The 26541-nt window shown below is 70.1% G+C and carries 24 protein-coding genes; all 24 read right to left on the bottom strand.

Features of this window, described 5'->3' with window-relative positions:
* Positions 1-28: 28 nt before the first annotated feature.
* Positions 29-805: a twin-arginine translocase subunit TatC gene (gene tatC, locus PE061_RS12270; protein ID WP_271255568.1), complete on the bottom strand. Its 777-nt coding sequence runs from the start codon at positions 803-805 to the stop codon at positions 29-31.
* The gene (gene tatB / locus PE061_RS12265) at positions 802-1131 is read right to left on the bottom strand and encodes a Sec-independent protein translocase protein TatB (protein ID WP_271255567.1); all 330 of its coding nucleotides are present in this window, start codon (positions 1129-1131) and stop codon (positions 802-804) included. Before tatB ends, tatC begins: the two co-directional genes overlap by 4 nt.
* Positions 1132-1154: 23 nt before the next feature.
* Positions 1155-1379, bottom strand: a complete 225-nt coding sequence (locus PE061_RS12260; RefSeq protein ID WP_336296994.1) for a twin-arginine translocase TatA/TatE family subunit — start codon at positions 1377-1379, stop codon at positions 1155-1157.
* An 82-nt stretch (positions 1380-1461) separates the two neighbouring features.
* Positions 1462-2100 carry an SMC-Scp complex subunit ScpB gene (scpB, locus tag PE061_RS12255; protein ID WP_271255566.1) on the bottom strand — a complete coding sequence of 213 codons (639 nt, stop codon included), beginning with the start codon at positions 2098-2100 and terminating at the stop codon, positions 1462-1464.
* Entirely contained in the window at positions 2097-2858 is a 762-nt protein-coding gene (locus PE061_RS12250; RefSeq protein WP_271255565.1) for a segregation and condensation protein A, read from the bottom strand. The genes scpB and PE061_RS12250 overlap by 4 nt, the downstream gene beginning before the upstream one ends.
* Positions 2855-3874 carry a beta-N-acetylhexosaminidase gene (gene nagZ / locus PE061_RS12245; protein WP_271255564.1) on the bottom strand — a complete coding sequence of 340 codons (1020 nt, stop codon included), beginning with the start codon at positions 3872-3874 and terminating at the stop codon, positions 2855-2857. The genes PE061_RS12250 and nagZ overlap by 4 nt, the downstream gene beginning before the upstream one ends.
* A gap of 7 nt (positions 3875-3881) precedes the next feature.
* A complete protein-coding gene (locus PE061_RS12240; RefSeq protein WP_271255563.1) occupies positions 3882-4715 on the bottom strand; it encodes an SPOR domain-containing protein in 834 nt (277 codons plus the stop codon).
* 1 nt (position 4716) lies between these two features.
* A complete protein-coding gene (gene argS / locus PE061_RS12235; RefSeq protein WP_271255562.1) occupies positions 4717-6453 on the bottom strand; it encodes an arginine--tRNA ligase in 1737 nt (578 codons plus the stop codon).
* Positions 6454-6573: 120 nt separating this feature from the next.
* Positions 6574-7734, bottom strand: coding sequence for a deoxyguanosinetriphosphate triphosphohydrolase (locus PE061_RS12230; RefSeq protein WP_271255561.1), 1161 nt, complete (start codon positions 7732-7734; stop codon positions 6574-6576).
* Positions 7734-9077: an SPOR domain-containing protein gene (locus PE061_RS12225; protein ID WP_271255560.1), complete on the bottom strand. Its 1344-nt coding sequence runs from the start codon at positions 9075-9077 to the stop codon at positions 7734-7736. Before PE061_RS12225 ends, PE061_RS12230 begins: the two co-directional genes overlap by 1 nt.
* Positions 9074-10201, bottom strand: a complete 1128-nt coding sequence (locus tag PE061_RS12220; protein WP_271255559.1) for a CaiB/BaiF CoA transferase family protein — start codon at positions 10199-10201, stop codon at positions 9074-9076. The genes PE061_RS12225 and PE061_RS12220 overlap by 4 nt, the downstream gene beginning before the upstream one ends.
* 129 nt (positions 10202-10330) lie before the next feature.
* On the bottom strand, positions 10331-11821 hold the full coding sequence (gene ftsZ, locus PE061_RS12215) for a cell division protein FtsZ (protein WP_271255558.1): 1491 nt from the start codon (positions 11819-11821) through the stop codon (positions 10331-10333).
* 114 nt (positions 11822-11935) lie between these two features.
* Positions 11936-13204, bottom strand: a complete 1269-nt coding sequence (ftsA, locus tag PE061_RS12210) for a cell division protein FtsA (protein WP_271255557.1) — start codon at positions 13202-13204, stop codon at positions 11936-11938.
* 13 nt (positions 13205-13217) lie between these two features.
* The gene (locus tag PE061_RS12205) at positions 13218-14099 is read right to left on the bottom strand and encodes a cell division protein FtsQ/DivIB (RefSeq protein ID WP_271255556.1); all 882 of its coding nucleotides are present in this window, start codon (positions 14097-14099) and stop codon (positions 13218-13220) included.
* A 111-nt stretch (positions 14100-14210) separates the two neighbouring features.
* A complete protein-coding gene (locus tag PE061_RS12200; RefSeq protein ID WP_271255555.1) occupies positions 14211-15119 on the bottom strand; it encodes a D-alanine--D-alanine ligase in 909 nt (302 codons plus the stop codon).
* Positions 15116-16024 (bottom strand): UDP-N-acetylmuramate dehydrogenase, encoded by a 909-nt coding sequence (gene murB / locus PE061_RS12195; protein ID WP_271255554.1) that lies wholly within the window; start codon positions 16022-16024, stop codon positions 15116-15118. The genes PE061_RS12200 and murB overlap by 4 nt, the downstream gene beginning before the upstream one ends.
* Positions 16021-17433 (bottom strand): UDP-N-acetylmuramate--L-alanine ligase, encoded by a 1413-nt coding sequence (gene murC / locus PE061_RS12190; protein ID WP_271255553.1) that lies wholly within the window; start codon positions 17431-17433, stop codon positions 16021-16023. The genes murB and murC overlap by 4 nt, the downstream gene beginning before the upstream one ends.
* Positions 17430-18563 (bottom strand): undecaprenyldiphospho-muramoylpentapeptide beta-N-acetylglucosaminyltransferase, encoded by a 1134-nt coding sequence (gene murG / locus PE061_RS12185; RefSeq protein WP_271255552.1) that lies wholly within the window; start codon positions 18561-18563, stop codon positions 17430-17432. The genes murC and murG overlap by 4 nt, the downstream gene beginning before the upstream one ends.
* Positions 18560-19723: an FtsW/RodA/SpoVE family cell cycle protein gene (locus tag PE061_RS12180; RefSeq protein ID WP_271255551.1), complete on the bottom strand. Its 1164-nt coding sequence runs from the start codon at positions 19721-19723 to the stop codon at positions 18560-18562. The genes murG and PE061_RS12180 overlap by 4 nt, the downstream gene beginning before the upstream one ends.
* Positions 19720-21057 carry a UDP-N-acetylmuramoyl-L-alanine--D-glutamate ligase gene (gene murD / locus PE061_RS12175; protein WP_271255550.1) on the bottom strand — a complete coding sequence of 446 codons (1338 nt, stop codon included), beginning with the start codon at positions 21055-21057 and terminating at the stop codon, positions 19720-19722. Before murD ends, PE061_RS12180 begins: the two co-directional genes overlap by 4 nt.
* Entirely contained in the window at positions 21054-22124 is a 1071-nt protein-coding gene (gene mraY / locus PE061_RS12170) for a phospho-N-acetylmuramoyl-pentapeptide-transferase (RefSeq protein WP_271255549.1), read from the bottom strand. Before mraY ends, murD begins: the two co-directional genes overlap by 4 nt.
* A 1-nt stretch (position 22125) precedes the next feature.
* Positions 22126-23493, bottom strand: a complete 1368-nt coding sequence (locus PE061_RS12165; protein WP_271255548.1) for a UDP-N-acetylmuramoyl-tripeptide--D-alanyl-D-alanine ligase — start codon at positions 23491-23493, stop codon at positions 22126-22128.
* Positions 23490-24905 carry a UDP-N-acetylmuramoyl-L-alanyl-D-glutamate--2,6-diaminopimelate ligase gene (locus PE061_RS12160; protein WP_271255547.1) on the bottom strand — a complete coding sequence of 472 codons (1416 nt, stop codon included), beginning with the start codon at positions 24903-24905 and terminating at the stop codon, positions 23490-23492. Before PE061_RS12160 ends, PE061_RS12165 begins: the two co-directional genes overlap by 4 nt.
* A gap of 3 nt (positions 24906-24908) precedes the next feature.
* A complete protein-coding gene (locus tag PE061_RS12155; RefSeq protein WP_271259186.1) occupies positions 24909-26525 on the bottom strand; it encodes a peptidoglycan D,D-transpeptidase FtsI family protein in 1617 nt (538 codons plus the stop codon).
* Positions 26526-26541 lie beyond the last annotated feature (16 nt).

Below are 26541 nucleotides of genomic sequence, written 5' to 3'. Positions count from 1 at the left end.
CGTAAGGACTTGGAAAAACGGGGCGCGGCTACTCGGCTGCGTCCCCGGCTTCCTCCGCGGTCGAAAGCTTCGCGGCGCGCCGATCGGTCAGCACGATGCCGATGATGCCCGCCTCGTAGAGAAACATCAGCGGGATCGCCAGCAACAGCTGGGAGATCACGTCCGGCGGCGTCAGCACCGCCGCCACGACGAACGCCCCGACGATCGCGTAGCGGCGGAACGCGCGGAGTTGCGCGACATTGACGATCCCGGCACGCGCCAGCAGCATCAGCAGCACCGGCAGCAGGAAGCAGAAGCCGAACGCGAAGATCAGCCCCATCACGAACGACAGGTAATCGTCCATCGCGGGCAGCGCCTGCTGCGGTATGCCGGCCTCCGTCGTCTGGAAGCTGAGCAGGAACTTGAAGACGGTCGGCATCACCACGTAGTAGGCAAGCGCCGCGCCGAGCGCGAACAGGACCGGCGTCGCGATCAGGAACGGCAGGAATGCCCGCTTCTCCGAGCGATACAGTCCCGGCGCGATGAACAGCCAGAGCTGGTTCGCGATGATCGGGAAGGCGATCAGGAAGGCCGCGAACAGCGCCACCTTGATCTCCACGAAAAAGGCTTCGTAGAGCTTGGTGTAGATGAGCTGCGAGGCCTGCGCCTTCACGAGCGGCTGGACGAGGAAGGCGAAAATCTCGTCGGCGAAGGTGAAGCAGGCGGCGAAGGCGACCACGAGCGCAATGACGCAGTAGAGCAGGCGCTGGCGCAGCTCGATCAGGTGATCGAGCAGCGGGGCCTTGCTGTCGTCGATGTCTTTCATGGCTGCGTCTTGCCGGTATCGGGCGGCGTTTCGGCGGGCGGCGTGGCGGCCTCGGAGCTATCGTCGGCCGACACAGGCGTGTCCGGCTCCGCGGGGTGCGCCTTCATGATCGCGGCGTTCTGTGCTTCCCACTGCTTCTGCATGTCCTCCATCTCCGCCTCGCGGATCATGGCGTCGACACCGGTGCGGAAGTGCCGCGCGGTCGCACGCGCCTTGCCCATCCAGTTGCCGACCGTGCGCAGCAGGCGCGGCAAATCCTTCGGCCCCACGACGAGAAGCGCGACGATCGCGATCAGCAGGAGTTCGGGCGCGCCGACGTCGAACATCTAACCGTCCGGCTGGAGGACTATCAGCTACGCGGCGTTTCCTGCGGCGTTTCGCTGCGGATCGTCTGATCGGAGGTCTGGCCGATCTGGCGGGGCGGGGTGGGCGTTTCCTCCTCGGCGAGGCCCTTCTTGAAGCTCTTGATGCCCTTGGCGAGGTCGCCCATCACGTCCGAAATCCGGCCCTTGCCGAACAGCAGGATGACGACGATGCCGACGATCAGCCAATGCCAGATGCTGAAACCACCCATGGTCCGTACTCCGTTTCCGCCGCCCGCGATATCGGCAGCGTCTCAGCCCCTGTCTAGTCCCCCGCAAGCAAAAATGCGAATCCTAGAGGGCCTCGTCGTCCATTTCCTCCTCGGCATCGGACTCGTCGGCTTCCGGGCTTTCGGGCGGCTTTTCGAACTGGAGCTGGTTGAGCGCCGCGTCGATCGGTTCGAGCAGCCCCGCCGCCTTCAGCTCGGCGAGGCCCGGCAGGTCGCGGCGGCTGGTCAGCCCGAAGTGGACGAGGAAGCCCTGCGTCGTCGCATAGAGCAGCGGCCGCCCCGGCACCTCGCGGCGGCCCGCGGGGCGCACCCACCCCGCCTCCATCAGCACGTCGAGCGTGCCCTTGGAGATGGAAACGCCGCGGATTTCCTCGATCTGCGCGCGTGTCACCGGCTCGTGGTAGGCGATGATCGCCAGCGTCTCCAGCGCCGCGCGCGAGAGCTTGCGAGACTGCTCCTCCTCGCGGCGCAATATGTCGCCGAGGTCCGCCGCCGTCTGGAAATGCCACTTGCCGCCGCGCTGCACGAGGTTGACGCCGCGCGGCGCGTAGCTTTCGGCGAGCGCGTCGAGCAGCGGCTGCACCGGCGTGCCTTCGGGCAGGAACTCGGCGATCTGCTCGCGCGTCAGCGGCTTGTCGGCGGCGAACAGCGTCGCCTCGATGATGCGCTGGAACCGGAGATCGTCGTCAATCGTGTCGCTCATTGGCGCTTTCTGAGATAGAGGGGGGCGAAGCTGTCCGCCTGCGACAGCTCGGTCTTGCCGAGCCGCGTGAGTTCGAGCGCGGCGACGAAGCTGCTCGCGACGCTCGACCGGCGGAAGTCGTCGTCGGTGATGCCGGAGGGCAGGAAGCTCGACAGCACGGTCCAGTCGAGCGCGGTGCCGAGCATCGATTCGAGCCGCTCCAGCGCCTCTTCGAGCGAGAACACCGGCCGCCGCCGCACCGCGTACTCGCGCGGTCCCTGCCGGCTTTTGATCGCGCCGTAGGCCTTCAGAAGGTCGTAGAGTTCGCAATCCCACGCGGCGTTCTTCACCACGCGCACGCCCTCCGGCGCGCCGCGCATGAAGGCGTCGCGCCCGATCTGGTCGCGCGCCATCAGCCGCGCGCCCGCCTCGCGCATCGCGTCGAGCCGCTGGAGGCGGAGTTGCAGGCGCAGCGCCAGCTCCTCGGCGCTCGGCTCCTCCTGCTCCTCCTTCGGCAGCAGGAGGCAGGACTTGAGGTAGGCGAGCCACGCCGCCATCACCAGATAGTCGGCGGCCAGTTCCAGCCGCAGCGTCTTCGCGTCGGCGATGAAGGCGAGGTACTGCTCGACGAGTTCGAGGATCGAGATTCGCGCCAGATCGACCTTCTGCGCCCGCGCGAGGTGCAAGAGCACGTCGAGCGGCCCTTCCCAGCCCTCGATGTCAAGGTTCAGGCGTTCGCTTTCGCTGCCGTTGAAGTCGAGCGAGACGATCCCGGTCATGCGGCGGAGACTAACAGCGCGTCACGCCTCGCGACAAGCGCCGCGACGTCCGTTTCGCCGTCGGCGCTCGCCCCGTCCACCGCCCACGCCATCGCGCGCGCCAGCCGCGCGAGCGCCTGCGCCGTCATCGGCGGCGCGGCCTCGCAGAGCGCGGCGTTCTCCGCGAAATCGCCGCTGCAATGGAGCGCAAGGTCGCAGTCCGCCGCGAGCACGCCCGCCAGCCGCTCGGGGAGCGTGCCGCCCAGCGCGCTCATGCCGAGGTCGTCGGCCATCAGCAGCCCGTCGAAGCCGATCGTGCCCCGAATCGTCTGCTCGACGACCACCCTCGACTGCGAGGCGCAGGCATCAGGATCGAGCGCTTCGTAGAGCACGTGCGCCGTCATCGCCATCGGCGCGGCGGCAAGCGCGCGGAACGGTGCGAAATCGGCTTCGAGCACAGCGCGGTCCGCCGTGACCACCGGCAGTTCGAGGTGACTGTCCGTTGCCGCGCGCCCATGCCCCGGGATGTGCTTGACGACGCCGACGACACCGCCCTCGCGCAGCCCCCGCAGCGTCGCGTCGCCGAGCGAGGCGACAACGCCGGGCTCCAGCGCATAGGCGCGGTCGCCGATGATGTCGTGCGCCCCCGGCACCGGCACGTCGAGCACCGGCAGGCAATCGACGCTGATGCCGAGATCGGCGAGCACGACGGCGATCGCCCTGGCGTTGATCCGCGCCGCCTCGATGGCGGTGACGGGCGCGACGGCGAACACCTCGCCGAAACGCCGCGCGGGCGGGAACAGCGGCCAGTGCGGCGGCCCGAGCCGCGCGACGCGCCCGCCTTCCTGGTCGATGAGGATCGGCAGGTCGTCCCGCCCCGCCAGCGCGCGCAGCTCGGCGGTGAGCGCCCGCACCTGCTCCGGCGCGCCGATGTTGCGCCCGAAAAGGATATAGCCCGCCGGGTCCGCCGCCTTGAACAGCGCGCGTTCGTCTTCGGTGAGCGTCAGGCCCGAAAGGCCGAGCAGCAGCGGCGTCACGCGCGGCTCAGCGCACGATCACGCACTGCTCGCCCGCCGCCTGCACGGCCGCGCAGACGCTCGCCGCCTGCGCTTCGGAGGCGATGCCGCCCGCGCGCAGCCGGTAGAGCGTCCTGCCGCCGGTCTCGACCGGCTGCACCGACCTCCGAAGGCCGCCGAGCGCGCCGACACGCCCCGACAGCTTCGACCACACCTGATCGGCGCTCGCCGCGCTGTTGAACGCGCCGAGCTGGACGGTGACATTGCCCGCGGCCTGCGCAGGGGCCGGCTTCGCGGGCTCGGGCTTCGGCGTTTCCTGTTTCGGTTCCGGCTTGGGTACAGGCTTCTGCGCCTCCGGTTTCGGCGTTTCCTTCGCGGGAGGCGTCTCGGCCGGTTTCGGCTGCGCCTTTTCGGCGGGCGCCTTCTGCGCCGTCACCGCCGTGCCGGGTTCCGGCACCGGCGCGCTGCGCACCGGCGGCGTGGTGATCACCGGCACCGGTTCCTCGGGGATCACGTCGAGCGCCAGTTCGCCGCCGGGGTCCCGCCCCTCGGCAACCGAGTGCGTCAGGCTGTCGGCGTCCACGTCGAGCCCGCCGGGATTCTCGGGGCGGACCTTGTAGGGACCCTCCGGCGCCTGGATGAGCGGCACCTCGTCGATGGCGGCGACGGTATCGGGGCCGCGCCCGCCGCCGATCCATTCGGCGACGAACCAGAGCACGGCGACGATCGCGACGATGGCGGCGCCCGCGATGATGAGGCCGCGATAGGGAAACGACGACGCTTCCTCTTCGTCCTCGGGCTCCGCGGGCTCCAGCCACGGCAGCGCCTCGTCGTCCTCGTCGTCCCGATAGCCGCGCGCCATCTCAGTGCATCTCCTCGACCGGGATCACGCCCATCACATGGAGGCCGTTGGCGATAACCTGCCCCAGCCCGCGCGCCAGCGCCAGCCTCGCGTTGGTGATGCCGGCATCGCCCTCGATCAGGTAGCGCTTCGACGGGTCGTCGTTGCCCCGGTTCCAGTTGGCGTGGAACGCGGCGGCGAGATCGCCGAGATAGAAGGCGATGCGGTGCGGCTCGTGCGCGTTCGCCGCCGCCTCGACGATCCGCGGCCACTGCGCGGCGAGCCGGACCAGATCGAGTTCGGTGCTATCGAGCCGGGCGAGATCGTCCGCGGTCGGCGTGCCGACGGCAATGCCCGCCTCCGCCGCGCGCCGCGCCAGCGAATGGATGCGGGCGTGCGCGTACTGCACGTAGAAGACCGGGTTGTCCTTCGACTGCTCGACGACCTTCGCGAAGTCGAAATCGAGCGGCGCGTCGGCGCGGCGCGTCAGCATCATGAAGCGCACGACGTCCTTGCCGACCTCGCGCACCACGTCCGCCAGCGTCACGAACGAGCCCGAGCGCTTCGACATCTTCACCGGCTCGCCCGCACGGAACAGACGCACCATCTGCACCAGCTTCACGTCGAACGGCTTGCCGCCGGTGAGCGCCGCGACCGCCGCCTGTATGCGCTTCACCGTGCCCGCGTGGTCCGCGCCCCAGATGTCGATCAGCTGGTCGCTGCGCTCCGCCTTCAGCCGGTGATAGGCCATGTCCGCGCCGAAATAGGTCCACGAGCCGTCGGATTTCTTGAGCGGCCGGTCCACGTCGTCCCCGAACGCGGTGGAGCGGAACAGCGTCAGCTCGACAGGCTCCCAGTCGTCGGGAAGCTCGCCCTTCGGCGGTTCGAGCACGCCCTCGTAGACATAGCCCTTGGCGCGCAGCTCCGCCTCGGCGCGGTCCGCCTCGCCCGCCGCCTGCACGGCGGCTTCGGACGAGAACAGGTCGTGGTGGATGCCGAGCAGCGCGAGGTCCGCCTTGATGAGCGCGAGCATCGCGTCCACCGCGCGCGTGCGGAACAGCGCCAGCCAGTCGCTCTCCGGCTTGTCCACGTAGGTATCGCCGAATTCCGCCGCGAGCGCCACGCCCACCGGCTTCAGATAGTCGCCCGGGTAGAGCCCTTCCGGGATCTCGCCGATCGCCTCGCCCAGCGCCTCGCGGTAGCGCAGGTGCGCCGAGCGCGCGAGCACGTCCACCTGCCCGCCCGCGTCGTTCACGTAATATTCGCGCGTCACCTTGTGGCCCGCGAATTCGAGCAGCGCGGCAAGCGCGTCGCCGACCACGGCGCCCCGGCAATGGCCCATGTGCATCGGCCCCGTGGGATTCGCCGAGACGTACTCGACGTTGACGTGCACACCCTTCCCCATGCCCGTGCGGCCGTAGTCGCCGCCCGCGGCGAGGATGGCGTTCAGCTCGCCGGTCCACACGGCGGGGTCGAGGCGGATGTTGATGAAGCCCGGCCCCGCGACGTCCACCGACGCCACGCCCGCCGCCTTGGCAAGCTCTGCGGCAAGCGGCCCGGCGATCGCGCGCGGCGCCTTGCCCGCGGGCTTCGCCAGCACCATCGCGGCGTTGGTGGCGAGGTCGCCGTGCGACGGGTCGCGCGGCGGCTCCAGCGCCACGGCCTTGCGGTCGAGCCCGGCCGGGATCGTTCCCGCCGCCTCCAGCGCATCGAGCGCGGCATGGACCGCCGCCGTATAGGTTTCAAAGACAGTGCTCACGAACAGGCCCGCTATCTGCAAGGATTGAGGTTTGCCCGGGGCCTTACACCGCTTTCCCCGCGCGCGCCAAGGGACTGACGTCGCCGCCTTGCCGATAGGCGGGCAGGCGGCGGCACCGTCTCAGATGATCGCGCCGGGCGGGAAGTCGATCCTCCCGCCCAGCGCCTCGAAGGTCTTCAGCGCGTAGCGGTCCGTCATGCCCGCGATGAAATCCGCGATGTGACGCGCGCGCTGCGGCTCGGTTCCCGGAAGACGCGCGCGCCAATCCGGGGGCAGCAGCGCCGGATCGCCGTGCAGCATGTCGAACAGCGCGCCCGTGACCGCCGCGGCGGGGTCCCGCATCGCGAGGTTGCGCGCGTGGAAATACATGTTCGCATAAAGGAAGCGCTTCAGATCGCGCTCCGCCGCCTGCATCGCTTCGGAAAAGCCCACGACGGGCGCACCGGCGCCGCGGACGGCGTCCACGTCCCCCGGCGCGAGCGCGGCCAGTCGTCGGGAGGTCTCCTCGATCAGGTCGTCGGCCATGCGGCCGATCTGGAACCGCACGAGTTCGGCGGCGAGCCTGTCGTCGGGCGCGCCCGGATGCTGCGCCTGCACGGCGTCCAGACACTCGGCAACGAGCGGCACCGCCGCGGCGACCTCGCCGAGCGAGAACAGCCCCGCGCGCAGCCCGTCGTCGAGATCGTGGTTGTCGTAGGCGATGTCGTCGGCAAGCGCGGCGAGCTGCGCCTCGGGCCCCGCGTGCGTCGCGAGGTCGAGATCGTGGACGGCGTTATAGCCCGCGAGCGCCCAGCCCGGCGATGTCACCGGCCCGTTGTGCTTGGCGAGGCCCTCCAGCGTCTCCCACGAGAGGTTGAGGCCGTCGAAGTCGGCGTAGCGGGCCTCGATCGTCGTCAGCATCCGGATCGTGTGGCCGTTGTGGTCGAACCCGCCCCATGGCGCCATGCGCTCGGCGAGCACGTCCTCGCCGACATGGCCGAACGGCGGGTGCCCGAGATCGTGCGCGAGGCAGAGCGCTTCGGTCAGGTCCTCGTTCAGCGTCAGCGTGCGCGCGACGGCACGGCCGATCTGCGCCACTTCGAGGCTGTGCGTCAGGCGCGTGCGGAAATGGTCGCCGTCGGGCGACACGAACACCTGCGTCTTGTGCTTGAGGCGGCGGAAGGCCGTGGAATGGATGATGCGGTCGCGGTCGCGCTGAAAGGCGTCACGGTGCGCGCTCGGGCTTTCGGGATGAAGCCGCCCCCGCGAAGCCGCGGGGTTCGAGGCGTAGGGCGCCAGCATCACAGCGGCGCGATGGCGGACCCGGCCGGAGCGCGGTTGATGTAGGAGTCGACGCCCGCCGCCTTCAGCCGCCGGGATACCGTCTGCGCGTCGTCGGCGGAGCGGAACGGGCCGATCAGCAGGCGGTGCGTACCACCCGCGTCCTGCACATAGGCGTTGTAGTTGCCGATCGCGCTCGCCTTGCGCTTGAAGCGCGCGAGGTCGCTTGCGACGAGCGCGCGGTCCGGGCTGCTCGACAGTTGCAGCCAGACATGCGCCGCCTTGAGCTGCGCCGCCGAGAGCTTCGGCAGACCGGCGGGCAGCGGTTCCGGCTTTGGTGCCGGCCTCGCGGCAACAGGTCCGGTAGCGGGTTTCTCGGCCGCAGGCTTCGCGGGTACAGGTTCAGGCGCGCGCGGCAGCGGGGTTTCGATCACGGGCGCCTGCGCCACCGTCTCGGGTTCGGGCTCGGGTTCAGGCGGCGGCGGGGCCGTTTGCTGCGGCGCAGGCGCAGGAGCAGGCGCCTGCACCGTCGCCGGGGCCTGCGCGGCGGGCCGCCCCACGTCCGGCAGGATGCCGAGGTGGACGGCGGCGGCCTTCGCGGCCGGGGTCGGCAGGCTGGTGATCCGTTCCAGCACATCGCCCGCCGCCGCCGACGCCTGCGGGCTGAGGTTGGCGCTCGCGATGCGCCGCGCGAGATCGAGCCGCCCGCCGAGCGCATGGACCAGCACCAGCGTCCGCTCGAAGCTCGGCTGGCCCGAGGCTTTATCGGCCTCGGGCTGCAAAAGCTGCATCGCCGCCTCGTTGTCGCCGCCGATCGCGAGGCTGAGCGCCAGGTGCTCGACGACCGAACGGTCGCCCGGCACGCGCTGCATCGCGTCCGCATAGGCGATCTGCGCGTTGCGGCTCTGCCCGAGCAGATCGAAGGCGAGCCCGCGCTGCATGGCGATCGCCGCGGGCGGCCCCCCGGCGGCTTCGGAGAGGGCGAACGACTTCTGCGCCTCCGTGGGCCGGTTCTGCTGCACGAGCGCCGCCCCGACCGCGAGGTGGGCGAGCCCGTCCTTCGGCGTCGTCCGCACCCAGCGCTCGGCGTAGGACAGCGCCTGCGGTATCCGCATCGCCAGCGCCACTTCGGTCGATGCCCTGAGCGCGGGCACGAAGCCGGGATCGATCCCGAGCGCGCGTTCGTAGAAGCTCAGCGCCAGCATGAAGTCGCTGGAGGCACGGGCGTGGTCGCCGATGGTGACGAGCCGCGCCGGATTGTTCAGCGCCGCGACCGCCGCGTCGTCCTTCTCCTTGCGCGCCTGCGCGAGCGACGGGTCCGCCGTCGCGGCAAGCAGCAGAAGGGCCGCGGCGGCGCGCATCATGTGGCGACGGCCCTTGCATCCGCAAGCGCGGCGATCTCCGCATCCGAATAGCCGAGTTCGCCGAGGATCGCCGCCGTGTCCGCCCCGGCGCGCGGCGTGGGGGTCGGCGTGTCGTTGCGGGTTTCCGAATAGCGCGGCGCGGGCGCGGGCTGCGTCATGCCGCCGAGCTCGATGAACGTGCCGCGCGCCGCGTTGTGCGGGTGCGACGGCGCCTCGGCGAGCGACAGCACCGGCGCGAAGCACACGTCCGTCCCTTCCATCAGCGCGCACCATTCCTCGCGCGTCTTCGTGCGGAACAGCACGGTCAGCTTGTCCTTCAGGCGCCCCCAGCGCGACGGGTCCATCTGCGCGTCGAAATCCGGGTCGTGCTCCAGCCCCGCGCGGCGGCGCAACTCGGCGTAGAACTGCGGCTCGATCGAACCGATCGAGATGTAGCCGCCGCCCATGCACGCGTAGGTGTCGTAGAAATGGGTGCCGGTATCGAGCATGTTGACGCCGCGCTCGTCCTTCCACGCGCCTTCGCCGTAGAAGCCCCAGATCATGCTCATCAGCACCGCCGCGCCGTCGGTCATGGCGGCGTCGATCACCTGTCCCTTGCCGGTCTTCTGCGCCGAGAGCAGCGCCGCGGCCATGCCGAAGGCGAGCATCATGCCGCCGCCGCCGAAGTCGCCGACCATGTTGATCGGCGGCGTCGGCTTATCGCCCGCGCGGCCGTAGGCGTGGAGCGCGCCTGCCAGCGCGATGTAGTTGATGTCGTGTCCGGCGGCGTGGGCGAGCGGGCCGGTCTGCCCCCATCCCGTCATGCGGCCGTAGACGAGGCGCGGATTGTCGCCGAGCAGCACGTCCGGGCCGAGCCCCAGCCGTTCCATCACGCCCGGCCGCAGCCCTTCGATGAGGCCGTCGGCGGTCTTCGCCAGCTTGCGGATGACCGCGTTTCCCTCCGGCGATTTCAGGTCGACGACGATCGAGCGGCGCGAGCGGCCGAGCACCGTCTCCGGCGCCCCGCCCGGCCTGTCGACGCGGATCACCTCCGCACCGTGGTCGGCGAGCATCATGCCCGCGAACGGCCCCGGCCCGAGTCCCGCCATTTCGATGATACGAACGCCCGAAAGCGGTCCCGCCATGCCTCTCCCTTTCTTCCCGTCGATTTGCGACGCACCGTCGATGCGGTCAAGCGGCTCGCGTCCGCAAGGTCACGAAACAGTGAGGGCCGGGTCTGCCGCCCGGCCCTCCTTCCCTGCCTGATCCCGGGATCAGTCGTTGACCTGGCGGCGGAAGAACCGCGGGATTTCCAGCGGGTCCTGGCTCGCGGGCTCCTCGGCGGCCGGCTCGGGCTCCTCGGCCCGCGCCTTGTCGGCGCCGCGGCTGAGATTCATCATGCGCTCGAACAGCGTCGGCCCCGGCCGCGGTTCCTCGCGGGCGCCGCGCGGCGCCGCGTAGGGACGCTCCACCGGTTCGTTGATCGGCGCGGGCGCGGCCTCGGCGACCGGCTCCGGCGCGGCCTCGCGCAGCGGCTCCGGCATCCGCAGCGGCATCACGTTGTCCGAAAAGCCCGGCTGCGCGTCCTCGGCGGTCGCCGCCGTCTCGGCGGCGGGGGCCGCTTCCTCGGCCATGACCGGCGGTTCGAGCACGATCTGCCTCTCCTCGGCGGGCTGCGACGCTGGCGCGGCGGCCGCGACCGGGCGGACGACCGGCGCCGCCGGGGCGAAGCTGCCCGCGACCGAACCGAAGCCGCTCAGGGTCGCCGAAGACCGCACGGGCTGCTCGGCGGGCTTGGCGCTGGCGTCGATGCCGGTCGCGACGACCGACACGCGCATCTTGCCGTCGAGGTTCGAGTTGAACGCCGAGCCGACGATGATGTTGGCGTCCGGGTCGACCATCTCGCGGATGTGGTTCGCGGCCTCGTCCACTTCCATCAGGCGCAGGTCCTCGCCGCCGGTGATGTTGATGATGACGCCCTTGGCGCCGCGCATCGAGACCTCGTCGAGCAGCGGATTGGCGATCGCCTTCTCCGCCGCCTCGATGGCGCGGTTCTCGCCCTCGGCCTCGCCGGTGCCCATCATCGCCTTGCCCATCTCGCTCATCACGGTGCGGATGTCGGCGAAGTCGAGGTTGATGAGGCCGGGCATGATCATCAGGTCGGTGATGCCGCGCACGCCCTGGTGCAGCACCTGGTCGGCCATCGCGAACGCGTCCTTGAACGTCGTGTTGGCGTTGGCGATCAGGAACAGGTTCTGGTTCGGGATGATGATCAGCGTGTCGACGTGCTTCTGGAGTTCGGCGATGCCTTCCTCCGCCGAGCGCATCCGGCGCGCGCCTTCGAAGGCGAACGGCTTGGTGACGACGCCGACCGTGAGGATGCCGCGCTCTCGCGCCGCCTTGGCGACGACGGGCGCCGCGCCGGTGCCGGTGCCGCCGCCCATGCCGGCGGTGATGAAGCACATGTGGGAGCCGTCGAGCGCGCCTTCGATCTCGGAGAGCGTTTCCTCGGCGGCGGCGCGACCGATCTCGGGACGCGACCCCGCGCCGAGACCCTGCGTGATCTTGAGACCGAGCTGGAGCCGGGTTTCCGCCGTCGCCGCCGAAAGCGCCTGCGCGTCGGTGTTCGCCACCACGAAATCGACGCCTTCGAGGCCCGACGAGATCATGTTCGCGACCGCGTTGCCGCCCGCGCCGCCGACGCCGATCACGGTGATCCGCGGCTTCAGTTCGGTGAGTTCGGGACGTTGCAGCTCAAGACTCATGGTGCTCTCCTTCGGCGCCGGCGCCCCCCACAAGAGCGCATTGGTTAAACTTTACGACAGGATGGATTCCGCGTGAATCCCTCGGACGAAAAAAAATCAACATCTGGTAGGTCGTCACAGGCTGGACCTCAGCACTTCGATCATCCGCCCCCACGGCGAGCGCGACATGCGCATCTGCCCGCCGTCGCGGACGCTGCCCGCCCACAGGTCCTCGCGCTCCTCCGCGCCGTAGAGCGCAAGGCCCGCGAGCGTCGAGAAGGCGCTGCCCGTCTGCGCCTCGGGAAGCCCCGTGAGGCCGCGCGGGCGGCCGACGCGGCAGTGCCGCCCGAGCAGCCCCTGCGCGAAGTCGGCGATGCACTTGAGCTCCGCGCCGCCGCCCGTCAGCACCATCTGACGTCCGCGCGGCCCCTTGAAGCCCATTTCGTTCAGCCGTTCCCCCACGTCGGAGAACAGCATGTCGAGCCGCTCGCGAATCACGCCGACGATCTGCGCGCGCGGCACGCGCGTCGGCTCGATGTCGTCGTCCTCCGAGATGGGGAGGATCTCGATCATGTCGTGGTTGTCGCGCGGGCTCGTCGTCGCCGAGCCGTACAGCGTCTTCAGCCGCTCGGCGTGGATGCGCCGGGTCGAGAAGGTGGAGGCGATGTCGGCGGTGATGTCCTCCGAGCCCATCGGGATCACCGACAGACCGACCAGCATCCCGCGCACGTGCACCGCGACGTTGGTGACGCCCGCGCCGATCTCGACGAGCGCGGCGCCGAGGTCGCGCTCCTCGGGCGCGAGGCAGGCGAGGCCCGCCGCGATCGGCGAGGCGACGATCGTCTGCACGCCGAGGTCGGCGGTGCGCACGCACTGGTCGAGGTTCCTGACCGGCGGCGTGTCGGCGGTGATGATGTGGATGTCGACGCCGAGCCGGTCGGCGTGGAGGCCGAGCGGGTTCATCACCCGCGTCGTCTCGTCGAGCGTGTAGAGCGCCGGCTGCGCGTGCAGGATCGTGCGCCCGCCCGCGTCGAGCTGCGCGCGGCCTTCGGAGAGCACGTGGTCGATGTCGCCGCGCTCGATGCGCTGGCCGCCGATGTCGACCTCGACCGAAACGATCTCGCTGTCGAGCCCGCCCGCCGAGACGCTGACGACGACGTTCTCCACCGTGACGCCCGCGTTGCGCTCGGCCTGCTCCATCGCGGCGCGGATCGCGCTTTCGGTGCGCTCCAGGTCGGCGACAAGGCCCTGCCGCAGCCCCGTGCAGGCGCGCTGCCCCGTGCCGATCACGCGCGGCGCGCCTTCGCCGTCGCTCACCGCGATCAGCGCCGCCACCTTCGACGAGCCGATGTCGAGCGCCGCGATGGTGCGTTCGCCCCGGCTGCCGGTGCCCCGGACTCTCATAGCGGCCCCACTCTCATATTTCCGTCCCGCCTGTAGCTGGTTGGGTGTTTTTCCGTGCGACCGGGGGTTTCTTGTCGTTTTGCGAGATGCGCACGGTCAGCCGGTCGGCGAGGCGCATGTCGAAACGGGTGAACCCCTTGTCGACAAGCCCCGAATCGCGGTCGATCCGCACGAAATTCCCAAGCGCATTGCGCGCTTCGGCGTAGTCGTCGGGCAGCGCCAGCGTCTCGCCCGACTTCAGCTTCAGGTCCCAGCGCCGCTCGCCGATCCAGACCGCGCCCGCGACATGCTTCGCCGCCGCCGGGTAGTCATGGAGCAGCGCGATCAGGTTCGCCGCCTCGGTGTTCGCGCCCTTGCCCACCACGATCGGCAGCTTCGCATAGCGGGCGATGTCGTCGGTGGGCAGCACCGCGCCTTCCGCATCGACGAGCCGGTGCTCGCCGCGATATTGCCAGATCGCGTAGGGCCTCCGCTCGGCGATCTCGATCGCGAGCGTGTCGGGAAGCCTGCGGCCGACGCTCGCGTCCTTCACCCACGGCAGCATCAGCAGCCGCGCGCGCACGTCGTCGAGATCGACGAGCAGCATCGAATCCGAGGCCCCGTCGAGCGCCGCGGTGTAGACCGGCAGGCGGTTCATCGTCTTGAGGCCCGTCACCTCGACGTTGCGCACCTCGAAGCCCGCGTCGGCGACGCCCACGGCAGCGGCCATCCACAGCTTGTCGGGAAGCTGGTAGAGCCAGGCCGCAAACAGCGCGATGCCGGCAGCGCCCAGGGACACCGCCGGCGCCATCAGCCGACCCGATTTCGGACCCTTCGCCCGCGCGCGCGGCGCGGGCGGTTTCACCCTCTGCGGCGGCGGGCGCTTGCCGCGCTTCAGGGTGATGCGCTCACTCATCGCAGGACGACCTTGTGCGTCCCTCGACTTCGCTCGGGATGACGGACGGAGTAAAAGCGCGCTTCATCCCGAGCGAAGTCGAGGGACGCGCCACGATGCCCCCGCGCGCCCTCATGCCGCGTCCTTCAGGATGCGCGCGACGAGCGTGTCGTAGTCGATGCCGCGATACTTCGCCTGCTCGGGAACGAGGCTGAGCGGCGTCATGCCGGGCTGGGTGTTGACCTCCAGAAGATAGAGACCGGCAAGGCCGCGGCTCTCGTCGTAGCGGAAGTCGGAGCGGCTGACGCCCTTGCAGCCGAGCACGCGGTGCGCCTTCAACGCCAGCGCCATCGCCTCGGCGGCGACGTCCTCGGGAATGTCCGCCGGGCACTGGTGCACGGTGAGGCCGTCCGTGTACTTGGCGTCGTAATCGTAGAAACCGCGCGTCGGGATCAGTTCGGTGACGGCGAGCGGCTCGTCGTCGAGCACGGCGACGGTAAGCTCGCGGCCAGGGATGAACGGCTCGGCGAGCAGGCGCTCGAACTGCGTCCACGGGCCGGGCGCGTCGGCGGCGATGGGCGTGCCGTAGTTGCTCTCGTCGGTGACGATCGCGACGCCGACCGAAGAGCCCTCGTTCACCGGCTTCAGCACGTAGGGGCGCGGCAGCGGGTCACGTTCGTGGACGCTCGCGGATTCGACGATGACGCCTTCGGGCATCCGGATTCCGGCGGGCACGAGGATACGCTTGGTCAGTTCCTTGTCGATCGCGATGACCGACGTCGCCAGACCCGAATGCGTATATTTCACCCCCAACACGTCGAGCATTCCTTGAACCGTGCCGTCTTCCCCGGGCGTTCCATGCAGGGCATTGAACACGACGTCAGGCTTGATTTCGCTCAGCTTTGCGGCAACGTCGCGCCCCATGTCAACAGCGTAAACATCGTGACCCAAACGCTTCAGCGCGTCGGCGATTCCCTTGCCGCTGGTGAGCGAGACCTCGCGCTCGTTCGACCAGCCGCCCATCAGCACCGCAACCTTCATTTCGCTACTCCTACGCGCTGGATTTCCCACTCGAGCTCGACACCTTGCGTCTCGCGCACGCGGCGGCGCACGTCCTCGCCGAGCGCTTCGATGTCGCCGCTGGTGGCGCTGCCGGTGTTGATCAGGAAATTGCAGTGCTTCTCGCTCACCTGCGCGCCGCCGCGCGTCAGGCCCCGGCACCCCGCCGCGTCGACGAGCCGCCACGCCTTGTCGCCGGGCGGGTTCTTGAAGGTCGAGCCGCCGGTCCGCGTGCGCAGCGGCTGCGAGGCCTCGCGCGCGGCGGCGATGCGGTCCATCTCGGCGCTGATGGCGGCAGGGTCGCTCAGGGTGCCGCGAAACGTGGCGGCGATCACCACCGCGCCTTCGGGGAGCGCGCTGTGGCGATAGGTGTAGCCGAGATCGTCGCGGCTCAGGATCTTGCGCTGGCCCGAACGCAGCACCACTTCGCACTCCACGAGGATGTCCGCCGTCTCGCGGCCATAGGCGCCGCCGTTCATGCGCACGAATCCGCCGACCGTGCCGGGAATCGACCGCAGGAATTCCAGCCCGCCGATTCCCGCATCGCGCGCCGTCGAAGACACGAGGATGCCCGACGCACCGCCGCCGCAGCGCAGCGTCACCTCGTCGAGGCGCTCCACCACCGCAAACGCCTTGCCGAGACGCACGACGACGCCGGGCACGCCGCCGTCGCGCACGATGAGGTTGGAGCCGAGCCCGAGCGCCATCACCGGCACCTCCGGCTCAAGCGTCGCAAGGAAGTTCGAAAGGTCGTCCGCGTCCTTCGGTTCGAACAGCCATTCGGCATTGCCGCCGGACTTGAACCACACGAGCGGCGCCAGCGGCGCGTCCGGAGTCAGCCGCCCCGCGGCGGCAGGGATCGTGCGCGCGGCCGCAGCGGCCGTCACGCCGCTCCCCGTTCGCGGCGGATCGCGTCCGCGAGGCCCGCCGCCCACTTGGTGATGTCGCCCGCGCCGAGGCAGACGACCATGTCGCCGTCGCGAACCGTCGCCGCCAGCTTCGCCGCAAGGTCGTCGGCGCCATCCACGGTGTAGGCATCGCGGTGGCCGGAGCGCTTCAATCCGGCGAGCAGGTGCGCCGCGTCCACGCCCTCGATCGGCGCCTCGCCCGCCGCGTAGACGGGCGCGACATACACCGTGTCGGCATCGTTGAACGCGGTCTGGAATTCCGCCATCAGGTCGCGCAGGCGCGTGAAGCGGTGCGGCTGCACGACCGCGATCACCCGTCCCTTCACGCCCTCGCGCGCGGCGGCGAGCACCGCCTTGATCTCCACGGGATGGTGCCCGTAGTCGTCGATGACGGCCGCGCCGTCCACCTCGCCGACCTTGGTGAAGCGCCGCTTGACGCCGCCGAACGCCGCGAAGCCCGCCTTGATCTCGGCGTCGCCGATGCGCAGTTCCAGCGCGACCGCCACGGCGGAGAGCGCGTTCTGCACGTTGTGCCGCCCCGGCATCGGCAGTTCGAGCCCCTCGATGCGGCGCTGGTTGCCGTCGCGGTCGGTGATGAGCACGTCGAAGCGGTTGCCGCCCGGCACCGGCGTCACGTTCTCGCCGCGCACGTCGGCCTGCGCCGAGAAGCCGTAGGAGACGACGCGCCGGTCGCGCACGCGCGGCAGGATCGCCTGCACCTCGGGGTGGTCGATGCACAGGATCGCCGCGCCGTAGAACGGCACGTGCTCGACGAAATCGACGAACGCCTGCTTGATCTGGTCGAAGCTGCCGTAGTGGTCGAGGTGCTCGGGGTCGATGTTGGTGACGATCGCGAACGTCGGCGGCAGGCGCAGGAAGCTGCCGTCGCTCTCGTCGGCCTCCACCACCATCCAGTCGCTGGTGCCGAGGCGCGCGTTGGAGCCGTAACTGTTGATGATGCCGCCGTTCACCACCGTGGGGTCGAGCCCGCCCGCGTCGAGCAGCGCCGCGACCATCGAGGTCGTCGTCGTCTTGCCGTGCGTGCCCGCGACCGCGACCGTGGACTTGAGCCGCATCAGTTCCGCGAGCATCTCCGCGCGGCGCACCACCGGAATCCGCTTCTCGAGCGCGAGGTCGACCTCCGGGTTGCCGCGCCGGATCGCCGTCGACGTCACCACCACGGCGGAATCGCCGAGGTTCTCCGCCGTGTGCCCGATGTGGACCTCGATACCCTTCTTCCGCAGCCCCTCCACGACATAGGATTCGGCGATGTCGCTGCCCTGCACCTTGTAGCCGAGGTTGTGCATCAGCTCGGCGATGCCGGACATGCCGATGCCGCCGATGCCGACGAAGTGAATCGTTCCGATGTCGCGGGCGATGCCCGTCATGCGCTGGCTCCGGTCTCAGGGGTTTCGAGGGCCAATGGCACACCGGCGAGCCGCAGGGCAAGGTCGGCGAGCGCCCGCGATGCGTTCGGCCGGCCCACGGAGAGGGCGCGCCGCGCCGCGTTGGCGAGCGCGCCCGGTTGCAGCGCCATCGCCTCGATCTGCCGGGCGAGTTCCGCCGGCTTGAAGCCGCTTTGCCGCATCATGCGCGCGCCGCCCGCCGCGACCACCTCGCGCGTGTTCGCGGCCTGGTGGTCGTCGGTCGCGATGGGCAGCGGCACGAGGATCGCCGGGCGCCCCGCCGCGCAAAGCTCGCTCACCGTCGAGGCCCCGGCGCGCGCGATGACGAGATGCGCCCACGCCATCGCGGACGGCATGTCGTCGATGAAGGTCGAAAGGTCGGCGGGGATTTCGAGCCGGCGGTATTCGGCGCGCACCTGCTCGATGTCCTCGGCGCGGCACTGCTGCATCACCTGCAGGCGGTGGCGGAGGCTCGCGTCGAGCTGGCCGAGCGCCGAGGGCACCACCTCGCCGAAGACGCTCGCGCCGAGGCTGCCGCCCGTCACCAGCACGTGGAAGATGCCGTCCGTCTCCAGCGCGGGATACGCCTGCCTGCCGATCTCCGCGATCGCCTCGCGCACCGGGTTGCCGACGAGCGCGACCTTCTCGGCATGGTCCGGCTTCACCCGCCCGGTATCCGGGAACGAGGTCGCGATCACGTCCGCCTTGCCCGCGACGAGCCGGTTCACGCGCCCGAGCACGGCGTTCTGCTCGTGGATGATCGTCGGCACGCCCGCCTTCTGCGCGGCCAGCATCGCGGGGAGCACGGGATAGCCGCCGAAGCCGATCACCACGGCGGGAGAATCCTCCTCGATGAGCCGCGCCACCGCCCGCCGCCCGGCGCGGATCTTCATCCACGCACCCGGCCATTTCAGCGGATTCTTGCCCAGCGTCGACGCCTCGATGACGTGCCGCGGCCCCTTCGTGAGAATCCCCTCCAACCGCGCGCCGCGCGCGTCGGTGATCAGCGACACCGTGTGGCCGCGCGCGATCAGTTCCTCGGCAAGCGCGTGCGCGGGCATCATGTGCCCGCCGGTGCCGCCCGCCGCGACGTAGAAGTGCCGCCCGCTCATGCCGTGCGGCCCCGCGGCACGTAGGGCGAGGACTTGAGGAAGCGGTTGCGCCGCGTGAGCGCCAGCAGCAGCCCCATGCCCATCGACAGCGCGAGGAACGACGAGCCGCCGTGGCTGATGAACGGCAGCGTCATGCCCTTGGACGGCAGCAGGTTCAGGTTCACGCCGATGTTGATCATCGCCTGCCCGCCGATCTGCGTGATGAGCCCCGCCGCGCCGAGGAACACGAACGGGTCGTCCTCCTCCAGAAGCTGGAGCAGCACGCGCACGATCATGGCGAGGAACAGCACGGCGATGGCGGCGCAGGCGATGGCGCCGAACTCCTCGCCGATCACGGAGAAGATGTAGTCGGTGTGCGGCTCGGGCAGCGAGAACTTGTTCTGTCCCTCGCCCGGCCCGGCGCCGAACAGCCCGCCCGCGCGGAAGCCGTCGAGCGCCTTGTCGATCTGGTAGGTGTCGCCGTCGCCGGTGAGGAAGCGGTCGATGCGGCTGGTGACGTGCGGCACGAACAGGTACGCGACGACGAGCGCCGCGACGCCCGCCACGATCACGATGCCGAGGATCGCGAAGCTCATGCCCGCCAGCACGGCCTGCACCAGCCAGACGCCGATGAACAGCGCCGACTGGCCGATGTCGGGCTGCATGACGAGGAAGGCGACGACGAGCACGAGCAGCCCGCACGAGACGCTGAGCGCGGGCACGTCGCCGTCGTCGAAGCGCGAGGCGAGCACCCACGCCGTCGTCACGGCGAACAGCGGCTTCAGGAATTCGGACGGCTGCAACTGGAAGCCGCCGAGATTGAGCCAGCGCACCGCGCCGTTCGCCTCCACGCCGAAGAACGGCACGGCGGCGAGCGCGGCGATGAATGCCAGCGTGCCGATCAGCGACAGGCGTTTCGCCCACGGCACCGTCAGCATCGAGACGCCGAGCATCACCGGCACGCCGAGCAGCACCCAGAAGAGCTGCCGCTTGAAATAGAACATGTCGTCGAGCCGGACGCTGCCGCCCGAATAGCGGTGCGCCGCCGCGGGCGACGCGGCCGCCACGGCGATCAGCCCGATGCCGATCAGCACGAGCACGAGCGCGAGCAGCGGACGGTCGATGGTCCAGAACCAGCGACCGAGAAGCGTCTTGTCCGCGCGTCCGAGGGGCGTGCTCATGCCTTGCCGAGCTCCTGCACTGCGCCCTTGAAGGCGTCGCCGCGCTGTTCGAAATCCCGGAACTGGTCGTAGGACGCGCAGGCGGGAGACAGCAGCACCACCTCGCCCGGCTTCGCGGCGCCCGCGGCAAGCTGCGTCGCGCGCGCGACCGTGCCCGCCCGCACCACGGGAATGTGCGCGCCGAGCAGGTGCGCGTAGACCGTCTCCGCCTCGCCGATCACGTAGGCGGCGCGCACGTGGCCGAGATACGGCATGCAGGCGTCGAGCTCGTCGGTCTTGCGCCGCCCGCCGACGATCCAGTGGATCGCGGGATAGGCGGCGAGCGCGGGCGCGGTCGAGGTCGGGTTCGTCGCCTTGCTGTCGTTCACGTAGAGCACGCCGCCCATCTCCGCGACGCGCTCCATGCGGTGCGGCAGGCCCGGATAGGTTTCGAGGCCCGCCCGGATCGCATCGGCATCGAGGCCGAGCACACGTGCCGCCGCGATGGCCGCGACCGCGTTCTCAGCGTTGTGCGGCCCGGCGAGCGCGGGCCAGTCCGCCTGGCTGCCGAGCGCCTTGCCGTCGATGTACGCGGCACCGTCCACCAGCGAGACGCCCTCGGCCGGAACCGTATCGAAGGACACCGGAATGCCGCCGCGCCCCTTCGCGATCGCCGCCGTGTAGTCGTCGCCGGAGAGGAAGATCGCCGCCGCGCCCTCGGCCTGCATGTCGAACAGGCGTTCCTTCGACGCGGCATAGCCCGCCATGCCGTCGTAGCGGTCGAGATGATCCGGCGTGATGTTGGTGAGGATCGCCACGTCGCAGGCGAGGCTCTGCGTCAGGTCGATCTGGAACGAGGACAGTTCCAGCACGTAGACTCCGCCCTCCGGCAATGGCTCCTGCGACAGGATCGGCAGGCCGATGTTGCCGCCCATCGTCGTCGGCACGCCCGCGTGCGCAAGGATGTGGTGGATGAGCGCCGTCGTCGTCGACTTGCCGTTGGTGCCGGTGATGCCGACAACCTTGTGCGGCGGAAGCTCGGCGCGCGCGTGCGCGAACAGCTCGATGTCGCCCAGCACCGCCACGCCCGCCGCCGCTGCGCGCGCGGCGAGCGGATGCGTGTTGAGCGGCACGCCCGGCGACACGACGATGCCGTCGAAGGCGGAAAGGTCCGCCGTATTGAGATCGGCGACGTGCACCTGCGTGTCCTCGATGGCGGCGCGCTTTCTCGCGTCGTCGTCCCACACCGTCACCGCCGCGCCCGCCGCCCGCAAGGCCGCGACGACGCTGAGCCCGGTGCGGGCGAGGCCGAAGACGGCATAATGCTTGTCGGCGAAGGCGCGCGCGCTGATCATCTGAGCTTCAGCGTGGCAAGGCCGGCGAGCGCCAGCACGATGGAGACGATCCAGAAGCGGATGACCACGGTCGATTCGGGCCAGCCGAGCTGTTCGAAATGGTGGTGGATGGGAGCCATCTTGAAGACGCGTTTGCCGGTGAGCTTGAAGCTCGCCACCTGCACGATCACCGAGACGGTTTCCAGCACGAAAAGCCCGCCGACGAGGATCAGCACGATTTCATGGTTGGTGACGACCGCGACCGACCCGAGCGCCCCGCCGAGCGCGAGGCTGCCGGTGTCGCCCATGAACACGGCGGCGGGCGGCGCGTTGTACCAGAGGAAGGCGAGGCAGGCGCCGATCAGCGCGCCGAGGAACACGGTGAGATCGCCCGCGCCGTTCACGAAAACGATGCCGAGATAATCGGAAAACCGGATGTTGCCGACGAGATAGGCGATGAGCGCGAAGGTGAGCGCGGCGATGATGACCGGCATGGTCGCGAGGCCGTCGAGGCCGTCCGTCAGGTTCACGGCGTTGCCGAAGCCGGTGACGATGAAGGCCGCGAACAGGATGTAGAACGGCCCGAGGTTGAGGCCGAAGTTCGTGAACGGGAAGAACAGCCGCGTGTCCGTCACGTCGGTGATCGCCCAGCAGGCGATGCCCGTGATGATGAATTCGAGCAGCAGCCGCGTGCGCCCGGAAACGCCCTTGTGGCTGCCCTTGGAGACCTTGGAATAATCGTCCGAAAACCCGATCACGCCGAAACCCAGCGTCACGAACAGGCAGGCCCACACGAACGGGTTCTCGAGGTTCATCCACAGCAATGTCGAGACGGTGAGCGAGATGAGGATCATCAGCCCGCCCATCGTCGGCGTGCCGCGCTTGGTCAGGAGATGGCTCGCAGGCCCGTCCTCGCGGATCGGCTGGCCCTTGCCCTGCTTCACGCGCAGCCAGTCGATCATGCGCGGCCCGATGACGAGGCCGATCGCGAGCGCGGTGATCACCGCCGCGCCCGACCGGAACGTGATGTAGCGGAACAGGTTCAGGATGCCGGGGAAGTCGAGCGCTTCTGCAAGAATATAGAGCATGTCAGTTGATCCCCCGCAGCGCACCGGCGACCCGCCCGAGCCCGACGCTGTTCGAAGCCTTGAGCAGGATGGCGTCGCCGGCGGCGATGATGTCCGAAAGCGCCGCGCGGGCACCGGCGGCGTCGCTTACGCGAACCACCGCGATTTCGCGAGGGAGCGCATCGGCGAGAGGAATCGTTTCGTCGCCCACCAGCACCGCCACGTCGACTTTCGCCGCGCTGACGTGCGGCGCGAGGCCCGCGTGCAGCCGTTCGCTCGCATCGCCGAGTTCGCGCATCGGCCCGAGCACGACGATGCGGCGCGAAGCCTTCGCGGCGCCGAGCACGGCGAGCGAGGCCGCCATCGAGGCCGGGTTGGCGTTGTAGCTCTCGTCGATCAGCAGCGCCTCGCCGCCCTTCGCGGCGATCCGGTACTGCGCGCCGCGCCCTTCCAAACCCTGCATCTGCGACAGGCCGAGCGCCGCGGCGGCGAGATCGACGCCCGCCGCGTGCGCCGCCGCGAGCACGGCGAGGCTGTTCGCGATCCAGTGCGCGCCGGGAAGCGGCACCCGGTACGCGACCCGGTTTCCCGCGACATCGGCGATCACCGTCGAACCATCCGCATCGCTCGCCGACTGGAGCGCACGCACGTCGGCGCCCGCGCCGCTGCCGAAGCTGAGGATGCGCGCCGCGTGCCGCTCCGCCTTCGCGCGCAAACGGGCGTAGTGGGCGCTGTCGAACGGCAGCACGGCGACCCCGCCCGGCTCCAGCCCTTCGAAGATCTCGCCCTTGGCGTCGGCGATGGCCTCCTCGCTGTCGAAGAAAGCGAGGTGCGCGGACGTGACCCACGTCACCACGGCGACGTGCGGCCGCACCAGCCGCGTGAGCGCCGCGAGTTCGCCCGCGTGGTTCATGCCCATCTCGAACACGGCGAGCCGCGTGTCCCCCGGCATCCGCGCGAGGCTGAGCGGGACGCCGGTGTGGTTGTTGTAGCTCTTCACCGACCAGTGCGTGTGCTCGGGCTCGATCTCCTGGAACGCATGGCGCAGCGCTTCCTTCACGCTCGTCTTGCCGACGCTGCCGGTGACGCCCACGATCATGGCGCCCACCCGTTCGCGCCCCGCGCGTCCGAGCGCCTGCAACGCCGCGAACCCGTCGGCCACGCGCACATGCGGATACGCGCAATCCTCGCTGACGAGGAATCCGGCCGCGCCCTTCTCGTGCGCGCTTTCAACGAAGCGGTGGCCGTCCGTCGTCTCGCCCTTCATCGCGACGAACAGCTCGCCGCCGATGACCTCGCGCGAATCGAACGTCACCCCCTCGGTGGAGAAGTCGCCGTGCGTGGTGCCGCCGGTGGCGTCCGCGATCTCGGCCGCCGTCCACAAGCTCATGCCGCGCACTCGCGCGCGACCGCGACATCGTCGAACGGCAGGATGCGGTCTCCGACGATCTGTCCCTGCTCATGCCCCTTGCCCGCGATGAGCACGATGTCGCCCGCGCCCGCCGCCGCGATCGCCGCCGCGATGGCGCTGCGCCTGTCCCCGATCTCGGTCGCGCCCGGCGCCGCCGCCATGATCTCGGCGCGGATCGTCGCCGGGTCCTCGGAGCGCGGATTGTCGTCGGTCACGTAAACGGCGTCGGCGAGGTCGGTAGCGACCCTGCCCATCTCCGGCCGCTTGCCCTTGTCGCGGTCGCCGCCCGCGCCGAACACGATATGCAGGCGCTCCTTCGCGTGCGGGCGCAGCGCCTCGATCGCGGCGCGGATCGCGTCCGGCGTGTGCGCGTAGTCGACGTAGATCGGCGCGCCCGCGCGCGTCAGCGCCGCGCGCTCCAGCCGGCCTCTCACGGGCACCAGCCGCGACAGATGCCCGAGCGTCGTTGCCGCGTCGCCGCCGGTCGCGATCACCAGCCCCGCCGCGACCAGCGCGTTCGCCGCCTGATAGGCGCCGATCAGCGGCAGCTCGACCTTCCGCGTCGTACCGTCCACTTCGATCATCAGCGTCTGGCCGAGCTGGTTCGGCGTGCGCGAGACGAGGCGCAGCGTCTCGCCCTTCGTGCCGACCGTCAGCACCTTGAGCCCGCGCGACCGGGCCACGCCGATCACGCGCTCCGAAACCGGGTCGTCGGCCCAGATCACCGCAGTCCCGTCGCCGTCCGTGACCTCGGTGAACAGCCGCAGTTTCGCCTCGAGATAGGCCTCCATCGTCTCGTGGTAGTCGAGATGATCGCGGCTGAGGTTCGTGAACGCCCCGGCGCGGACCGGCAGGCCCTCCGTGCGGTACTGCGCGAGGCCGTGGCTCGACGCCTCGAAGCTCGCGTGCGTCACCCCCTCGCGCGCCAGCCCCGCCATGTTCGACAGGAACGTCACCACGTCGGGCGTGGTGAGGCCGGTGGAGACCTGGTCGTCGGCCGTGGTGACGCCGAGCGTGCCGATCGACGCCGACACATGCCCCGCCATGCGCCAGAGCTGGCGCGTCAGCTCCGCCGTCGAGGTCTTGCCGTTGGTGCCCGTCACCGCGACCGTCGTCGCCGGGAACGGCGCGAAGAACTTCGCCGCCAGCGCCGCGAAGCGGCGGCGCGGCTCGGCGTCCGCGATGTGGAGCGCGCCCTCGACCTTCGCGTCCGGCCGGGCGACCACCGCCACCGCGCCGAACTTCACCGCCTCAGCGATGAAATCCTCGCCGTTGAAGCGCGTGCCGCGGAACGCGCCGAAGATCGTGCCGGGCGCGACCTTCCTGTGGTCGATCGCGAAGCCCGTGACGATCGCATCGCTGCCGCTGTCCGCGAAATCCTTGAGGCGCATTCCCTATCCGGTCGGCTGCTTGCCCTGGACATGCGCCAGGAGGGGGTTGAGATCGACGTCGCGCACGTCGCTCGGCGCGACGCCGAGCACGGGCGCGATGCGGCTGACGACCTTCGAGACGACCGGCGCGGCGTTCCAGCCCGCGCCGCGGAAACCGTAGGTCTCCTTGGTGCCCTTCGGCTCGTCGAGCATGGCGACGACGACATACTTCGGGTCGTCCATCGGGAACACCCCGGCGAAGGTCGTCACCATCGCGTTGCGGTTGTAGCGGCCGCCGTCCGGCTTCTCCGCCGTGCCGGTCTTGCCGCCCACCCGATAACCGGGTGCTTCGGCCTGCTTGCCAGTGCCATGCGTCACCACGAGACGCAGCATTGCCCGCATTGTCCGCGACGCTTCCTCGCTGAAGACACGGCGGCCCTTCCCGACCCCTCCGCCTTGAACCTTCAGAAGCGTGGCGGGCCTCCAGACGCCGCCGTTGACGAGTGCCGCATAGGCACTGGCAAGATGGAGGGGCGTGACCGCGATGCCGTGGCCGTAGCTGACGGTCATCGTCGCAAGTTCGCCCCAGTGTACCGGATAGAGCGTGCGTCCACGCTCCTTGAGTTCGATCTCGGCGGGTTCCAGGAACCCCAGTTCCTTCAGGAATTCCTGCTGCCGCGCGGAGCCGATCTGCTGCGCGATCTGCGCGGTGCCGATGTTCGAGGAGTACATGAAGATCTCGGGAATCGTCATCCAGCGCGCCTTGGGATGGTCGTCGCGGATGCGGAAGCGCCCCATCTGCAAGGGGTGCGTCGCGTCGTACTTCTGCGCCATCGAGGTGACGACGCCGGTATCGAGCGCCATGCCCATCGTGATCGCCTTGAACGTCGATCCGAGTTCGTAGACGCCCATCGTCGCGCGGTTGAAGAGCGCCTCGGGGGTGACGGCGCCCGCCTTGTTCGGATTGAGCTCGGGAAGCGAGGCGAGCGCCAGCACCTCGCCCGTGTGCACGTCCATCACCACGCCCGACGCGCCGATGGCGCTGTGCCTCGCCATCGCGGCCTGAAGCTCGCTTTCCACCGCGTGCTGCACGCGCGCGTCGATGGCGAGTTCGAGCGGCTTGTCGCGCATCCCGGGGTCGGTCAGCCGGTCCTGATAGGCGCGCTCCATGCCCGCCTGCCCGATCCCGTCGACGTTGGTGTAGCCGATGACGTGCGCGGCGAGGAACTGGTTGGGGTAGATGCGCTCCTGCTCGCGCTCCAGCACCAGCCCCGGCTCGCCGATGGCGTTGATCGCCTTCGCCTCGGCGGGAAGGATGCGCCGCTGGATGTAGCGGTATTTGCCGTGGTGGGTGACTTCCTTGTAGATCGGCAGCGCGCTCGGGCGGCCGAGAATCTTCGCGATCCGGCGCGCCAGCACCTCGGGATCGCCCACCACCGCGTGCGGCCGCACCGCGAGCGCGAAGGCGTCGAAGGTGGTGGCGAGGTCGGCCCCGTTGCGGTCCACGATGTCGGCGCGCGGCGGCGCGAACGCGACCGGCCGCGTCGCCGCGACCGCGCTTCCCGAACCCGTGAGCGAAAGGTCGGCGAGCCGGAGCCCGATGATGCCCACCAGCGCGGTGAACAGCATGATGCCGATCATCAGCCGTTGCCGCGAC

Origin of the sequence: Sphingosinicella microcystinivorans, from assembly GCF_027941835.1 — a bacterium.
Taxonomy (GTDB): Bacteria; Pseudomonadota; Alphaproteobacteria; order Sphingomonadales; family Sphingomonadaceae; genus Sphingosinicella.
The sequence above is the reverse complement of the archived record's forward strand: the minus strand, read 5'-3'. Positions and strand labels throughout refer to the sequence as shown.

Bases quoted from the DNA above. Each gene is read 5' to 3' on its own strand.
- tatC (WP_271255568.1), bottom strand. From the start codon at position 805: ATGAAAGACATCGACGACAGCAAGGCCCCGCTGCTCGATCACCTGATC.
- tatB (WP_271255567.1), bottom strand. From the start codon at position 1,131: ATGTTCGACGTCGGCGCGCCCGAACTCCTGCTGATCGCGATCGTCGCG.
- PE061_RS12260 (WP_336296994.1), bottom strand. From the start codon at position 1,379: ATGGGTGGTTTCAGCATCTGGCATTGGCTGATCGTCGGCATCGTCGTC.
- scpB (WP_271255566.1), bottom strand. From the start codon at position 2,100: ATGAGCGACACGATTGACGACGATCTCCGGTTCCAGCGCATCATCGAG.
- PE061_RS12250 (WP_271255565.1), bottom strand. From the start codon at position 2,858: ATGACCGGGATCGTCTCGCTCGACTTCAACGGCAGCGAAAGCGAACGC.
- PE061_RS12240 (WP_271255563.1), bottom strand. From the start codon at position 4,715: ATGGCGCGCGGCTATCGGGACGACGAGGACGACGAGGCGCTGCCGTGG.
- PE061_RS12230 (WP_271255561.1), bottom strand. From the start codon at position 7,734: ATGCTGGCGCCCTACGCCTCGAACCCCGCGGCTTCGCGGGGGCGGCTT.
- PE061_RS12225 (WP_271255560.1), bottom strand. From the start codon at position 9,077: ATGATGCGCGCCGCCGCGGCCCTTCTGCTGCTTGCCGCGACGGCGGAC.
- PE061_RS12220 (WP_271255559.1), bottom strand. From the start codon at position 10,201: ATGGCGGGACCGCTTTCGGGCGTTCGTATCATCGAAATGGCGGGACTC.
- ftsZ (WP_271255558.1), bottom strand. From the start codon at position 11,821: ATGAGTCTTGAGCTGCAACGTCCCGAACTCACCGAACTGAAGCCGCGG.
- ftsA (WP_271255557.1), bottom strand. From the start codon at position 13,204: ATGAGAGTCCGGGGCACCGGCAGCCGGGGCGAACGCACCATCGCGGCG.
- PE061_RS12205 (WP_271255556.1), bottom strand. From the start codon at position 14,099: ATGAGTGAGCGCATCACCCTGAAGCGCGGCAAGCGCCCGCCGCCGCAG.
- PE061_RS12200 (WP_271255555.1), bottom strand. From the start codon at position 15,119: ATGAAGGTTGCGGTGCTGATGGGCGGCTGGTCGAACGAGCGCGAGGTC.
- murC (WP_271255553.1), bottom strand. From the start codon at position 17,433: ATGACGGGCATCGCCCGCGACATCGGAACGATTCACTTCGTCGGCATC.
- murG (WP_271255552.1), bottom strand. From the start codon at position 18,563: ATGAGCGGGCGGCACTTCTACGTCGCGGCGGGCGGCACCGGCGGGCAC.
- PE061_RS12180 (WP_271255551.1), bottom strand. From the start codon at position 19,723: ATGAGCACGCCCCTCGGACGCGCGGACAAGACGCTTCTCGGTCGCTGG.
- murD (WP_271255550.1), bottom strand. From the start codon at position 21,057: ATGATCAGCGCGCGCGCCTTCGCCGACAAGCATTATGCCGTCTTCGGC.
- mraY (WP_271255549.1), bottom strand. From the start codon at position 22,124: ATGCTCTATATTCTTGCAGAAGCGCTCGACTTCCCCGGCATCCTGAAC.
- PE061_RS12165 (WP_271255548.1), bottom strand. From the start codon at position 23,493: ATGAGCTTGTGGACGGCGGCCGAGATCGCGGACGCCACCGGCGGCACC.
- PE061_RS12160 (WP_271255547.1), bottom strand. From the start codon at position 24,905: ATGCGCCTCAAGGATTTCGCGGACAGCGGCAGCGATGCGATCGTCACG.
- PE061_RS12155 (WP_271259186.1), bottom strand. From the start codon at position 26,525: ATGATCGGCATCATGCTGTTCACCGCGCTGGTGGGCATCATCGGGCTC.